At 72.6% G+C, this 13716-nt stretch carries 13 protein-coding genes; 4 read left to right on the top strand and 9 right to left on the bottom strand.

Annotated features, from left to right (window positions below):
* Positions 1-29: 29 nt before the first annotated feature.
* On the bottom strand, positions 30-1067 hold the full coding sequence (locus tag B6R96_RS31515) for an NUDIX hydrolase (RefSeq protein ID WP_081524336.1): 1038 nt from the start codon (positions 1065-1067) through the stop codon (positions 30-32).
* Positions 1068-1256: 189 nt separating this feature from the next.
* Here B6R96_RS31515 and B6R96_RS31510 point away from each other — a divergent pair, with 189 nt between their 5' ends.
* The gene (locus B6R96_RS31510; RefSeq protein ID WP_234431635.1) at positions 1257-2243 is read left to right on the top strand and encodes a LacI family DNA-binding transcriptional regulator; all 987 of its coding nucleotides are present in this window, start codon (positions 1257-1259) and stop codon (positions 2241-2243) included.
* 215 nt (positions 2244-2458) lie between these two features.
* Complete coding sequence (locus B6R96_RS31505; protein WP_081524335.1) at positions 2459-4735, top strand: hypothetical protein; 2277 nt, start codon at positions 2459-2461, stop codon at positions 4733-4735.
* A 67-nt stretch (positions 4736-4802) separates the two neighbouring features.
* Here the strand turns inward: B6R96_RS31505 and B6R96_RS31500 are convergent, their stop codons facing one another.
* From B6R96_RS31500 to B6R96_RS31480, 5 genes are all read right to left on the bottom strand, one after another.
* The gene (locus B6R96_RS31500) at positions 4803-6101 is read right to left on the bottom strand and encodes a DUF6986 family protein (RefSeq protein ID WP_081524334.1); all 1299 of its coding nucleotides are present in this window, start codon (positions 6099-6101) and stop codon (positions 4803-4805) included.
* 182 nt (positions 6102-6283) lie between these two features.
* A complete protein-coding gene (locus B6R96_RS31495; protein ID WP_053701556.1) occupies positions 6284-7246 on the bottom strand; it encodes an electron transfer flavoprotein subunit alpha/FixB family protein in 963 nt (320 codons plus the stop codon).
* Positions 7247-7304: 58 nt separating this feature from the next.
* A complete protein-coding gene (locus B6R96_RS31490; RefSeq protein ID WP_030012969.1) occupies positions 7305-8090 on the bottom strand; it encodes an electron transfer flavoprotein subunit beta/FixA family protein in 786 nt (261 codons plus the stop codon).
* A 200-nt stretch (positions 8091-8290) separates the two neighbouring features.
* A complete protein-coding gene (locus B6R96_RS31485; RefSeq protein ID WP_081524333.1) occupies positions 8291-8884 on the bottom strand; it encodes a flavin reductase family protein in 594 nt (197 codons plus the stop codon).
* 327 nt (positions 8885-9211) lie between these two features.
* Positions 9212-9577 (bottom strand): thioredoxin family protein, encoded by a 366-nt coding sequence (locus B6R96_RS31480; protein ID WP_081524332.1) that lies wholly within the window; start codon positions 9575-9577, stop codon positions 9212-9214.
* 197 nt (positions 9578-9774) lie between these two features.
* Between B6R96_RS31480 and B6R96_RS31475 the strand changes: the two genes are divergently transcribed.
* Positions 9775-10497 (top strand): lysophospholipid acyltransferase family protein, encoded by a 723-nt coding sequence (locus B6R96_RS31475; protein WP_030384282.1) that lies wholly within the window; start codon positions 9775-9777, stop codon positions 10495-10497.
* A gap of 76 nt (positions 10498-10573) precedes the next feature.
* On the opposite strand, the gene B6R96_RS31470 is transcribed toward B6R96_RS31475, so the two are convergent.
* Positions 10574-10972: a hypothetical protein gene (locus B6R96_RS31470; RefSeq protein WP_081524331.1), complete on the bottom strand. Its 399-nt coding sequence runs from the start codon at positions 10970-10972 to the stop codon at positions 10574-10576.
* Positions 10973-11182: 210 nt separating this feature from the next.
* On the bottom strand, positions 11183-11746 hold the full coding sequence (locus tag B6R96_RS31465; RefSeq protein ID WP_107475622.1) for a CGNR zinc finger domain-containing protein: 564 nt from the start codon (positions 11744-11746) through the stop codon (positions 11183-11185).
* Positions 11747-11827: 81 nt separating this feature from the next.
* Here B6R96_RS31465 and B6R96_RS31460 point away from each other — a divergent pair, with 81 nt between their 5' ends.
* Positions 11828-13126: a hypothetical protein gene (locus B6R96_RS31460; protein WP_081524329.1), complete on the top strand. Its 1299-nt coding sequence runs from the start codon at positions 11828-11830 to the stop codon at positions 13124-13126.
* On the opposite strand, the gene B6R96_RS31455 is transcribed toward B6R96_RS31460, so the two are convergent.
* Complete coding sequence (locus tag B6R96_RS31455; RefSeq protein WP_053701560.1) at positions 13062-13661, bottom strand: transglutaminase-like domain-containing protein; 600 nt, start codon at positions 13659-13661, stop codon at positions 13062-13064. The genes B6R96_RS31460 and B6R96_RS31455 overlap by 65 nt on opposite strands.
* Positions 13662-13716: the final 55 nt, after the last annotated feature.

The raw sequence follows: 13716 nt of genomic DNA, 5'->3' as shown, positions 1-13716 counted from the left end.
GCCGCGCTGCGCCCGGCGGGGCCAGGGCTTCAGCCGGTCGGGACGCCCGCCTCCAGGTAGAGGGGGCGGCCGCGTTCACGCGCGCGCAGGGCCCAGCGCAGGCGTTCGTAGCGGTGCTGCGGGAGCAGGCCGGCGGCCTCGGCCTCCGTGACGAAGCGCCAGGCCCGCAGTTCCGGGCCGGGGAGCCGGAGCCGGGCCGTCGCCTCCGCCGAGAGCCGGCCGCCGTCGAAGAGCAGGCGCAGTCCGCCGTACCCGGGCGGCTGGGGCGCCTCCCAGTCGACCACCAGCAGCCCGGGCGTCCGGTCCAGTACGACGCCCAGTTCCTCCGCGACCTCCCGTACGCCGGCGCACGCGGGCGCCTCGCCCGCTTCGACGACGCCGCCCGGGAACTCCCAGCCCGCCTTGTAGGTGGGATCCACCAGCAGCACCCGGTCCTGCTCGTCGAAGAGCAGCACCCCGGCCGCCACCGTCTCGCGGGTGGGCTCCGGCGTCTGCACGATGTCGCAGACCCGGGCCCTCTCCGAGCGGACGGCCTCGGCGATGCGCTCGGCGGTCTCGCGCGGGGTCAGTACCCCGTTGTCGATCACGTGCGCGTCGCCCGTCAGCCAGCCGAGGGCCTGCTGGTAGGCGGGGATGTGGTCGTACGCCCACTGCCGGACCCGTACGTCGACCTCCGCGGGCTCGCCGGGCTCCTTCCGGGTGGCGATGCGCTCCCGCAGGATCGTTTCCGCAGGAGCCAGCAACACGTGCCGCACCGCGATCCGCCGCGCCGCGAGCCCGCCGAAGATCTCGTCCCGGTACTCCTGGCGCAGCAGCGTCATCGGTACGACGAGCACCCCGCCCAGCTCGGCGAGCAGCGCCGCGGCCGTGTCCACGACCAACCGCCGCCAGCTCGGGAGGTCCTGGTAGTCGCTCACCTCGGCCAGCCGCTTGGGCGGTAGCAGCACGCGCAGCGCGTCTCCGATGAACTCCGGGTCGAACAGGGTGCTGTCCGGCAGGATTCCGGTCAGTTCGCGGGCCGTGCTGGTCTTTCCGGCGCTGAATGTGCCGTTGATCCAGACAATCACGTCTACCCCTCTCCCCATGGCTCGTCCGGAGCCCCCAGTGGCTTGCCCGCACCACCCTGCCACGGAAACCTCACTATCGGCCGAGTGCTTATCCTCAAGGTCACAGCCCTGCACGTGAGCCCCGGAGGATTCGCCACCGTGCCCCACAACCGCCACCCGTCCGAGCCCCGCTACGGCAACCGGCCGACCATGAAGGACGTGGCGTCCCAGGCGGGCGTCGGCCTGAAGACGGTGTCGCGCGTGGTCAACGGCGAGCCCGGGGTCACCCCCGAGACCGAGAGACGGGTGCAGGAGGCCATCGAGGCCCTCGGCTTCCGCCGCAACGACAGCGCCCGCGTGCTGCGCAAGGGCCGTACCGCCACCGTGGGCCTGGTGCTGGAGGATCTCGCCGACCCCTTCTACGGCCCGCTGAACCGGGCGGTGGAGGAGGTGGCCCGCGCGCACGGGGCGCTGCTCATCAACGGCTCCAGCGCCGAGGACCCGGACCGGGAGCGGGAGTTGGCGCTCGCGCTGTGCGCCCGCCGGGTGGACGGGCTGATCGTGATCCCGGCCGGGGACGACCACCGCTATCTGGAGCCGGAGATGAGGGCCGGTGTGTCCACCGTGTTCGTGGACCGGCCGGCGGGCCGGATCGAGGCGGACGTGGTCCTCTCGGACAGCTTCGGCGGCGCCCGGGACGGTGTGGCCCACCTGATCGCGGGCGGGCACCGCCGGATCGGCTTCATCGGCGACCAGCCCCGCATCCATACGGTGGCGGAACGGCTGCGCGGCTACCGCGCGGCGATGGCGGACGCGGGGCTGCCCGTGGCCGAATCCTGGATCTCCCTCGGATCCACGGCCCCCGAACGGGTCGCGGCGGCGGCCGGAGCGATGCTCACGGGCCCGGAGCCGGTGACCGCCGTCTTCGCCGGGAACAACCGGGTGACGGTCACCGTCGTACGGGTCCTCGCGGCGCACGCGCGCCCGGTGGCACTGGTCGGCTTCGACGACTTCGAGCTGGCCGACCTGCTCCGCCCCGGCGTGACGGTGGTCGCCCAGGACCCGGCGGCCCTGGGCCGGGTGGCCACGGACCGCCTCTTCCAGCGCCTCGCAGGAGCCGACCTGACCCCGTCCCGCATCGAACTCCCGACCCGCCTGATCCCCCGCGGCTCGGGCGAGATCCCCCCTGCGAACTGACATTCGGCGCCGACGAGGGCGGCGCCGGGCGCACGCCCCGACCCCGCACCCCGTGCACGCAGCGCGTTCGCCCCTACCGTCCCCCGGTCGACCGCCCGGAGCGCGGGAGACGGATCGATCACTCGTTCGCCGCTGCGCACAAGGGATTTGACGCTCCACCAGGGCTCTGCCAGCCTCGCGATCCCGGGAACAACGGGGAACAACCGGAGGCGCCCATGAGCCCGCACTACACCGCGCAGAAGAGCCGAAGCCAGGGGCGGGAGGGGTGGTCCGTCATCTTCCGGCACCCGGTGCGCCTGGACCCCTCCACGGGCCGTCCGGGCAGACGTGTGCGGCGCGGGCTGGGCACGTCGGTGGATACCGAGGCGGACGTACTGGTCGGACAGCTCAACGAAATCCTGCGCACGCAGTCCCTCTGGGATCCGCACTCCCGTCAGCAGGCGGCGGGGCTCTTCGACAGCCGTGTCGTGGACGTGTTCTACGAGGACCTCGAGACCAGCAGGACCGACTTCCGCAGGATCCGGGACGACCTCCTTGCGCTGCCCACCGCCGACGACGGCTACAAGCACGTTCTGCTGGTCGGCACGACCGGAGCCGGAAAGACGACGGTGGTCCGGCAGCTCCTCGGCACGGACCCGGAGACCGAGCGGTTCCCCTCCACGTCGACCGCCAAGACCACCGTCGCCGACACCGAGATCGTTCTGACCGAGGCCGGGCCTTACCGGGCTGCCATCACCTTCGCCGGCCGCGACGAAGTCGTCGACCACCTCACGGAGAACGTCTCGGCCGCCGCGCTCGCCCTGTTCCAGGGCAAGTCCGAAGAAGACGCCCTACGGCGTCTCGTGGATCACGTGAACCAGCGTTTCCGCTTCAGCTACGTCCTGGGACGGCCGGAGCTCCCGGCGGATGACGACCTCCTCGACGACGAGGACGACGAGGACGACGACGAAACGGCAGGGGCCGCCGAGGACGTGCTCGGGTTCGCCGACCTTGAGGTCATCGACCCGTCCGCCACGGCGACCCTGCTCGTCCAGACCGTGCCCCGGCTGCGCTCCATGGTCGAGAGGTGCGCCGCCAATGCACGCGAGGAGCTTCGGGCCACGGACGAGGACGCCAGGATCGTCGAGGAGATCGTGGAGGAGACGCTCGACACCGACCTTCGCGCGCTGGAGGACTTCCACGCCGTCGTCGACAGCCTGCTGCACGAGATCGAGCTCAGGTTCTCCCTGCTGGGCGAGGGCGAGCTCCGCCGCACCCGCCAGGGATGGCCGCTCAGTTGGACGCTGGAGACAGCGGATCGTGCCGTCTTCCTGAAGACCGTGATGCGGTTCTCCAGCAACTACGCACCGCTCTTCGGCCGGTTGCTGACGCCGCTGGTGAACGGGATCCGCGTCGCCGGACCGTTTGTCCCGACCTGGGCGGAAGCAAGCGACCGTCTCGTCCTGATCGACGTCGAAGGACTCGGCCACACCCCGAAGTCCGTGGCCTCGGTCTCCACGGACCTGGCGAAGCGGATCGACGAGGTGGACGCGATCCTCGTCGTCGACAACGCGACCGCGCCGATGCAGGCGGCACCGGTCGCCGCGCTCAAGGCCGTTGCGGTGTCCGGCAACTCCGGCAAACTCCACTTCCTCTTCACTCACTTCGACCATATGCAGGCCGACAACCTTCCCCGCTTCTCGGACCGAAAGCGCCACGTCCTCGCATCGGTCGAGAACGTCCTGAACGCCATGGGGAAAGAGCTCGGCCCCGTCGGCGAGCGCGCTGTCCGCACGCAGCTCGAACGGCACTGCTACTTCGTCGGGGGAATGCACAAACCGCTGGGCTCCGGCGGGAAGGAGGGGAAGCGGACGGCCAGTCAGATGCGTTACCTCAGCGCGGACCTCTCCGCCGACGAGGCCGCACCGGACACCGGGCCGGCCCGGCCGGTCTTCAACCGCATGGCTCTCCCCCTCGCGGTCAGCGCGGCAGCCGGCAACTTCCACGCCAGGTGGAGCGGCTTGCTCGGCCTGACGTACAACGCGGACGCGCCGAAGGAGCACTGGACCCGGGTGAAGGCCCTCGCGCGGAGGCTGGGCGAGGGCTGGGGCGACGAGTACGACTCCCTGAAACCGGTCGCCGACCTGCGTACGGAACTCCAGGTGCAGATCTTCCTCATGCTCCAGAGCCCGGTGCGCTGGGAGGGCGGCGAGCCGACCGAGGAGGAACGGGAGGCGGTGATCAACGAGATTTCCAGCGCCGTGACCGGAAGGTTGTACGCGCTGACCGAGCAGCGCCTCAAGGAGGACGTTCAGAACGCGTGGCTCGACGCCTACGGGCAGCGCGGACCGAAATCGACCTTTGCCCGGGCCCGCATCATCGACGCCGATGTCTTCGGCCGCGGCGCCCCCGTCCCGACCGCCGCGCCCTCCGCCGACAAGAACAGCTTCCTGAAGGCCGTGGCGGACATCCTGACCGAAGTGGCGGACGAGACCGGGTTCGTCCTCGGCTGAGGACGAGACGCCGCGAGGCCCGTCCGGTGGGCGACCCCGGACGGGCCTCGGCGGGCGTTCGGCCGGATCAGTTCGTGGCCGTCAGGGTGGCCGAGCGGCGGGGGATCGCGAAGGCGTCCAGCTCCGCGCGGGTCAGGCCGGTGAGGGCGGTGACCTCGTCGGCGCCGACGGCGCCGCAGTCGAGGCCGCGGACCAGGTAGCCGGCCAGGGCCTTGGCGGTGGCGGGCTCGTCCATCACGTCGCCCTCGATCTTGGCGACGTACGCCTTCAGGCGCGCGGCGGCGGTCTCCAGGCCCTCGCGGTAGAAGGTGAAGACGGCCGCGTAGCGGGTCGGCAGGTGCGCCGGGTGCATGTCCCAGCCCTGGTAGTAGGCGCGGGCCAGGGCGCGGCGGGTCAGGCCGTAGTGGAGCTTCCAGGCCTCGTGGACGTGCTCGGTGGTGCCGATCGGCAGCACGTTGGTCGAGCCGTCGGAGACGCGTACGCCGGTGCCGGCGGCCGCGACCTGCATGATCGCCTTCGCGTGGTCCGCGGCGGGGTGGTCGCTCGACTGGTACGCGGCGGACACGCCGACGCAGGCGCTGTAGTCGAAGGTGCCGTAGTGCAGGCCGGTGGCGCGGCCCTGGGAGGCCTCGATCATCCGGGCGACGGTCGCGGTGCCGTCGGAGGCCAGGATGGACTGGCTGGTCTCGATCTGGATCTCGAAGCCGATCCGGCCCCGGCGCAGGCCGCGGGTGGTCTCGAAGGCCTCCAGCAGCTGGACGAAGGCGGTGACCTGCTCGGCGTAGGTGACCTTGGGGAGGGTCAGGACCAGGTTCTCCGGCAGGCCGCCGTGGGCGAGCAGGCCGGAGAGGAAGATGTCCGTGGTGCGGATGCCCCGGTCGCGGACGTTGGACTCCATGCACTTCATGCGGATGCCCATGTACGGGGCGTTGGTGCCGTTGGAGTACGCCTCGGAGATCAGGCGGGCGGCGCGGGCCGCGGCCTGGTCCTCCTCCTCGTCGGAGCGGACGCCGAAACCGTCCTCGAAGTCGACGCGGAGGTCCTCGATCGGCTCGCTCGCCAGCTTGGCGCGCACCCGGTCGTAGACGGGTACGGCCAGCTCGTCGGAGATGCCGAGCACCTTGGCGAAGGTGGCGGCGTCCGGGGCGTGCTCGTCGAGGGCCGCGAGGGCCTGGTCGCCCCAGGAGCGGACGGTGTCCGCGGCGAAGACGTCACCGGGTACGTAGACGGTGTGGATGGGCTGCCGGGTGCCGGGGTCGCCCGGGTAGTGGCGCGCGAGCTCCGCGTCCACCGGCGCGAGGGAGGCGCTGATGCCCTCGCTGACCGCGCCTGCGAGGCTCGTCGCCACCTTCTCCTGCTGACCCATCGTGCACTCTCCTCTTTTCCGCTTCACGGAAGCTTAGATCCGCATAGCAGAATTTAGTCACGGGGTTCCGCTCCGTCAATGGTCCCCCGGCCGCCGTGGGCAAACGACTCGGGGCCGCGCGGTGAGAATCACCACACGGCCCCGAAGAAGCGATGCTACGAAGAGAAGCGCAGGTCAGGCTGTCAGCCCTTGCGCGCCTTGATCTCGCCGGTCAGCTGCGGGACGACCGCGAAGAGGTCGCCGACCACGCCGTAGTCGACGAGGTCGAAGATCGGGGCCTCGGCGTCCTTGTTGATGGCCACGATGGTCTTCGAGGTCTGCATGCCGGCCCGGTGCTGGATCGCGCCCGAGATGCCGGAGGCGATGTAGAGCTGCGGGGAGACCGACTTGCCGGTCTGGCCGACCTGGTTGGTGTGCGGGTACCAGCCGGCGTCGACGGCGGCACGCGAGGCGCCGACGGCCGCGCCGAGGGAGTCCGCGAGCTCCTCGATGATGCCGAAGTTCTCGGCACCGTTGACGCCACGGCCGCCGGAGACCACGATCGCGGCCTCGGTCAGCTCGGGGCGGCCGGTCGACTCGCGCGGGGTGCGAGCGGTGACCTTGGTGCCGGTGGCCAGTGCGCCGAAGGTGACGGCGAGCGCCTCGACGGCGCCGGCGGCCGGAGCGGCCTCGACCGGGGCCGAGTTCGGCTTCACGGTGATGACCGGGGTGCCCTTGGAGACGCGGGACTTGGTGGTGAACGACGCGGCGAAGGCGGACTGCGTCGCGACCGGGCCCTCGTCACCCGCCTCCAGGTCGATGGCGTCGGTGATGATGCCCGAACCGATGCGGACGGCCAGGCGGGCGGCGATCTCCTTGCCCTCGGCGGAGGACGGGACGAGCACGGCGGCCGGGGAGACGGCGTCGTACGCGGCCTGGAGCGCGTCCACCTTCGGTACCACGAGGTACTCGGTGAACTCGGGGGCGTCGGCGGTGAGGACCTTGACCGCACCGTGCTCGGCGAGCACGGCGGCGGTGGCGTCGGCACCGGCGCCCAGGGCGACGGCGACGGGCTCGCCGATGCGGCGGGCCAGCGTCAGCAGCTCGAGGGTGGGCTTGCGGACGGCGCCGTCCACGTGGTCGACGTAGACGAGAACTTCAGCCATGGGACTGCTCTCCTGCGATTGCGAAGTGTCTGGGGGCTAAGAGGGGTGGCCGAGGTTCTTAGATGAACTTCTGGCCGGCCAGGAACTCGGCCAGCTGCTTGCCGCCCTCGCCCTCGTCCTTGACGATCGTGCCGGCGGTACGGGCCGGGCGCTGCGCCGCGGAGTCGACCGCGGTCCAGGAGCCCTCGAGGCCGACCTCGTCGGACTCCAGGTCCAGGTCGGACAGGTCCCAGGACTCCACCGGCTTCTTCTTGGCGGCCATGATGCCCTTGAAGGACGGGTAGCGGGCCTCGCCCGACTGGTCCGTCACCGAGACGAGCGCGGGGAGGGAGGCCTCCAGCTGCTCGCTCGCGGTGTCGCCGTCACGGCGGCCGGTCACGGTGCCGTCCTCGACCTTGACCTCGGAGAGCAGGGTGACCTGCGGGACGCCCAGGCGCTCGGCCAGGATCGCCGGCAGCACACCCATGGTGCCGTCGGTCGACGCCATGCCGGTGATGACCAGGTCGTAGCCGGCCTTCTCGATCGCCTTGGCGAGCACCAGCGAGGTGCCCATGACGTCGCTGCCGTGCAGGTCGTCGTCCTCGACGTGGATGGCCTTGTCGGCGCCCATCGAGAGCGCCTTGCGCAGCGCGTCCTTGGCGTCCTCGGGGCCCACCGTCAGGACGGTGATCTCGGCATCGTCGGCCTCGTCGGCGATCTGCAGCGCCTGCTCGACGGCGTACTCGTCGAGCTCCGACAGCAGGCCGTCGACGTCGTCACGGTTGACGGTCAAGTCCTCGGTGAACTGCCGGTCGCCCGTGGCGTCGGGCACGTACTTCACACAGACAACGATCCTCAGGCTCACGCCGGCTCTCCTACCGCATCGTCTTTTCTGGTACCGCCTTATGCAGGCAGCATAGGCGCCTTGTCGGGCGGATCCCGGTCGGGGCGGCCCGCGCTCCGAAGGGAATGTTACTCGTCAGTACACCGCGGGTCCCACCAAGTCGCAAGGCTGCCGAGCTGTGATCTGCCCAACGCCGTCCGACCCGGCCGAGCAGGGACGATTCAGTCGCGCAACGCGTTGAAGCGCCCCTGGTGGTACAGCAGGGGGCGCCCTTCCCCGGCCGGATCCCCCACGACCGCCTCAGCGATGATCACACGATGTTCGCCGGCGGGCACACGTGCCACCACCCGGCAGACGAGCCACGCCAGTACGCCGTCCAGTACGGGCACCCCGTGCGGTCCGGCGGCCCAGCCGGTCGGCGGGCCGAAACGGTCGGCTCCGCTCCGGGCGAACAGCCCTGCCAGCTCCCGTTGGTGCTCGCCGAGTATGTGGACGCCGAGGTACTCGCTGTCGCGCACCGCGGGCCAGGTGGAGGCCCCGGTGCCGATCGTGAAGGACAGCAGCGGCGGGTCGGCGGAGACGGAGTTGAGCGAGGTGGCGGTGAACCCCACCGGGCCGCCGGCGCCCTGGGCGGTGATCACGGCGACGCCCGCCGCGTGCTGCCGGAAGACCGACCGCAGCAGGTCGGGCGAGCCGGGACGGGCTGTGTCGGCGATCGCGGCCGCGCCCGCTGCCGCGCCTGCGCCGGAGCGGGGGGTACGGGGGGAGGGGGCCGTGGAGAACGTCGGGACGGTAGGGACTGTGGGAGCAGTCATCAGGGTTCTGCCTTCTGCCGCGGAACACGCGGGCGCTGTCGGGGATCGGGGGCCTGGGCTTTCAGTGATCCCAACAGCGCGCGCTCGCGTGGCGGACGAGGTCCACATGGACCCGTCCGTAGAGCAGGAGTTCATACCGCATACCGCCAGCCTGGCGATCTCCCGTGGACCCAGTCAAGCGGGATCGGGCAGATGTCAGGCGCGTCACGCTGTGTGCGGGCGCGCGCACCGGCGCCCCCGGCCCCGCCCCGTCGGTCCGCCGCGCGGTCCGCCGCTCGATCGGTGCGCCGGTCCGTCCACCGGCCGGGCCGCCGGACGCGCCGCCCGTCATACCGCGGCCCCGAGGGCGGCGATCACGTCCACCTTGCGCGGCATCCCGGCCGCCCGCCGCACGATCCGGCCCGCCGCGTCCAGGACCAGCACCGTCGGGGTCTTCTCGATCCCGAGGCTCCGGACCAGGTCGAGCCGCTCCTCGGCGTCGATCTCGATGTGCGCCACCCCGTCGACCATCGCCGCGACCTCGGCGAGGATCCGCCGCGTCGCCCGGCAGGGCTGGCAGAACGCGCTGGAGAACTGCACCAGGCTGGCCCGCGCCCCCGGTTCCGCGCCCAGTTCGGCGGCGCCCAGCCGGATCCGCGCCTCTTCCTGCCCGAGCACCGCACTCCCCTCGCCGTCTTCGTCCACGTACGTCATCCTCGTACGCTCGTCCGTTGATCGGAGCACCCCGCAGGCCCGCGACATTCCCGGCGTGATGAGAATCTCCCCGGGTAGGGTCTTCTGGACTGGCCAGCGGCCCGCGTATGGGGCACGATCCCCATGGTCGCGTACCTACGCTTCCGTAACTTCCGGCCGGGAGCACCTCCCCAGGCAGAAAGCGGGGTCTCCCCACCATGGCTGAGCTCGTCTACCCTCCCGTGATCGGCGCCGCGCACGGGCTCTTCCGCGCGCTGGACATCCGTATCGACATGAAGGGCACCGAGAACATCCCCCGCAAGGGCGGTGCGGTCCTGGTGTCGAACCACATCGGATACCTCGACTTCATCTTCGCCGGCCTGACGGCGCGGCCGCAGAAGCGCCTGGTCCGTTTCATGGCGAAGGAGTCGGTGTTCCGGCACAAGGTGTCCGGTCCGCTGATGCGCGCGATGAAGCACATCCCCGTCGACCGCAAGCAGGGTGAGGCCGCCTACCAGCACGCCCTGGACTCGCTGCGGGCCGGCGAGATCATCGGCGTCTTCCCGGAGGCGACGATCTCCCAGTCCTTCACGCTCAAGAGCTTCAAGTCGGGTGCGGCGCGCATGGCGCAGGAGGCCGGGGTCCCGCTGATCCCGGTGGCCCTGTGGGGCACGCAGCGGCTGTGGACCAAGGGCCGCCCGAAGAACCTCAAGCGCAGCCACATCCCGGTGACGATGCGCGTGGGCGAGCCCGTGGAGGCCCCGTCCGACCAGTACGCGGGCGCCATCACCCGCCGGCTGCGCGAGCGCGTGCAGGAGCTGCTGGACGCCGCGCAGCGCGCGTACCCGGACAAGCCGAAGGGCACCGACGACTCGTGGTGGCTGCCGGCCCACCTGGGCGGCACCGCGCCGACGGCGGCCGAGGTCCGCGAGGCCGGCTGATCGGCTGATCGACTGCGCTCACGACGTCGGCCGCCGGGACCCGCAGAGGGTCCCGGCGGCCGACGTCGTGGCGCGGTCAGTGCGGCGCACTGGGCGGCTCGCACGGGGCGGCGAAGCACTGCCACTGCGGCTTCAAGTGCGGGTGCCCGGGACGGGTGAAGAAGGGGCTGTCCGACGTGCCGGGAATGTTGGCGAGGTCGCCGCGGGGCGCCTCTTCGGCCGGCCGCTCACCCTCGGGCGGGCTCGTTCCCGGGAAGCGCTCGAAGAGGCTTCCGCCGCCGGGCGGCCCGATCCACATCAGATTGAACCTGTTGCTGCCGTCGTCGGCACTGCCGTCGGCGGTGTCCCCCGCGACCGCGTGCGTCGTCGTCGGGGTGGCGGCGAAAGCGGTCGTGGGCACCAGCACGCCGCCCGCGACGATGGCGGTCGAGGCGGTGAGCAGGGCGAGGCGGCGGATCCGAAGGGGGCGGGTCATGGTGGTTCTCCTCTTGACGGGGGATGGGACGACCCCTCCAGTACGCCTCGCCGCCCGCGCCGCGTCATGCCCCTGCATCTCGGGGCTTGACGGATCGAAGAGCCCCGGCCCCGGTCCGGGTGGTCGGCGTGGGTCAGGGTCTCCCGGGCCTCGCAGTGGTTCTCGGTGCCGACGGGGCGGCGGCCCTCGTCGGGCGGTCCCCCACTCCCCTCAGCCCTCTCCTTCCTGCTCGCGTTTCCGGCGGCGGTGCGCGGCGACCCGGGCCCGCGTGGCGCAGCCGCCGGAGCAGTAACGGCGCGCGCTGCCCGGCCCGGTGGCGAGGAAGAACCGCCCGCAGCCCGCGGCGGCGCAGGCTCCCCAGGCGATCCGCCCGTACTCGGTGAGCAGTTGGGCGAGTGCGAGGGCGCCCGAGGCCAGGAACCAGTCGCCCCAGCCGGCCCCCTCGCCCCGGTCGACGTGCAGGTGCCAGGGGTGGCCGTCGTGCCGGGTGAGCCGGGGCCGGGTGCCGCACTCCTCGAACAGTGCGTTCAGGGCCTCGGCGGCGCGGTCCTCGTCGCTCTCCCCGAGCACCGCCGCCATCCGCCGTGCCGCGGAACGCAGTTCGGCGGCGCCCGCCTCGGGGAACGCCTCCTCGGTCAGGTCGGCGGGGCGCTCCCCGTGCCCGGCGAGCAGCTCCGCGAGCGCGGCGCGCGGCAGGTCCGGGGTCGCACGGACCGCCTCGGCCACGTCGACCAGCCGCCGGGCGGCCGAGAAGCCGCCCCGGGGATCCGCCATCCTCATGTCCTTTCGCCGTACACCCGAATGCCGTAACGTCTTGGGCGTCTATGACGTTACATCCTGTCGGGGAGGGGTCGCATGGGCGGATTCGGGCGCTACCTGGCCGCGGCGCTGGCCGCACGGACCGCCTCGGAGGGCATGGGCATGGCCGTGGTGCTGCTCGCGCTGGAGCGCACCGGGAGCGCGGCGCACGGGGCGTTCGTACTGACGGCCTGGCTCGCCCCGCACGTCCTGGCGGCTCCGCTCGCGGGCGCCGCGGCGGCCCGCAGCCGCCGGCCGCGGCTGTTCCACGTCGGCGCCCTGGCCGGGTTCGCGGCGGCGGTGGCGGCGCTGACCGCCCTGCTCGGCCGGGCTCCCGTCCCGCTGGCGCTGGCCGTGGCGGTGCTCGGCGGCTCCTGCGGGCCGATGGTGACCGGCGGACTGTCCAGTCTGGTCACCGGCCTGGTCGCGGCGGGTCCCGGGCGCGACCGGGCGTACGGCTGGGACGCCGCGACCTACAACGCCGCCGCCGTCACCGCGCCCGCGGCCGTCGGCCTGGTGACGGCCCTGGGCTCGGCCGGGCCCGCGATGGCCGTCCTGGCGGCGTCCGGAGCGCTCGCGGCGGTGCTGGCGGCGACCCTCCCGTACGGGGACCAGGGCGCGGGCCCGGCCCCGGACGCGCCCCGGGCCGGCCTGGGCGCGGGGCTCGCGGCACTGTGGCGGGTCCGCGAACTGCGGGCCGTCACCTCGGCCACCACCCTGGCCTTCGTCGGCATCGGCTCGCTCACCACCGTCTCGGTGCTGCTGGCGACCGAGCTCGGCAGTCCGGGCGGCGGGGGCGTGCTGATGACGGCCTTCGCGGTGGGCGCGCTCGGCGGCTCGCTGACGCTGGGGCGGATCACGTCCGTCGAGCCGGGCCGGCTGGTGCGGTGGGCGCTGGCCGGGACCGGCGCTGCCCTCGCGGCGGCCGTCCTCGCCCCCTCCCTGGCCGTGACGGCGGCGCTCTTCGCGGTGGCCGGGGTGTGCGACGGGCCGCTGCTGACGGCCACGTTGCGGATCCGCTCGGAGTACGCGCCGGACGGGGCGCGGACGCAGGTGTTCACCCTGGGGGCGGGGCTGAAGCTGACGGCCGCGTCGGCCGGGGCCGCCCTGGTGGGCATCGCGGCCGACGCGCCCGCGGCGGCGCTGCTGACCGGGATCGCCGCCCTGCTGCTCACGGCGGCGCTGCTGCACGCCCTGACGTCGGCGCGGGGGCCCGCGCGACCCGCCCGCGCCGGATCCGCAGCAACCGCAGGAACCGCCGGAGCCGCCGGAGCCGCAGGACCTGCGGGGTCTACAGGGCCGTCGGGAGGTTCCGCCACAACTGCGGCCGGTCGGCGGACTCCCGAAGGGCCTTGAGCACGGCCGGGTGCGGGCGGGCGTGGAGCTCCGGGTGGTCGATCTCGCCGAGTTCCGGGCGTACGGGGAAGGCCAGCCGCTCGCGGTCGAGGTCGAACCGGGCGTCCACGCCGGGCTTGTTGCCGCGCGGGTCGAGGCGGGACCAGCGCGCACTGCCGGGCAGCCGCAGGGCGATCAGCCCGTGCACGAGGGGCTGCGTCCCATCGTCCTCGGTGAGGCGCTGGTAGCACAGGGCCGCCGGGATGCCCTGGGCGCGGAGCAGGGCGACGAGGGCGTGGGACTTGGCGTGGCAGATGCCGTTGCGCGTCGCGAGGACCTCGGACGCGCGCCAGGCGACGCGCAGGTCGCCCGAATCGGCCGAGTGCGGGATGGTGTCGCGGACGAACTCGAAGGCGGCTTGGGCGTATGAGTATGCGTCTCCGGTGGTGGACCAGAGGGTGTCGGCGGTGTCCTGTACGCCCGGATGCCAGTGGTCGATCGCCTCGTCGGACGCCAAGTAGGCGTGGATATCGGGGTTCTGCTGGGTCAGCTGCATGGCCGGAGCATAAGCAAACCCCCGACCGGAAATCCATAGATTTCCGGTCGGGGGT

Origin of the sequence: Streptomyces sp. Sge12 (genome assembly GCF_002080455.1) — a bacterium.
Taxonomy (GTDB): Bacteria; Actinomycetota; Actinomycetes; order Streptomycetales; family Streptomycetaceae; genus Streptomyces.
Note: the sequence above shows the minus strand (reverse complement) of the source record. Positions and strands in the feature narration are given on the sequence as shown.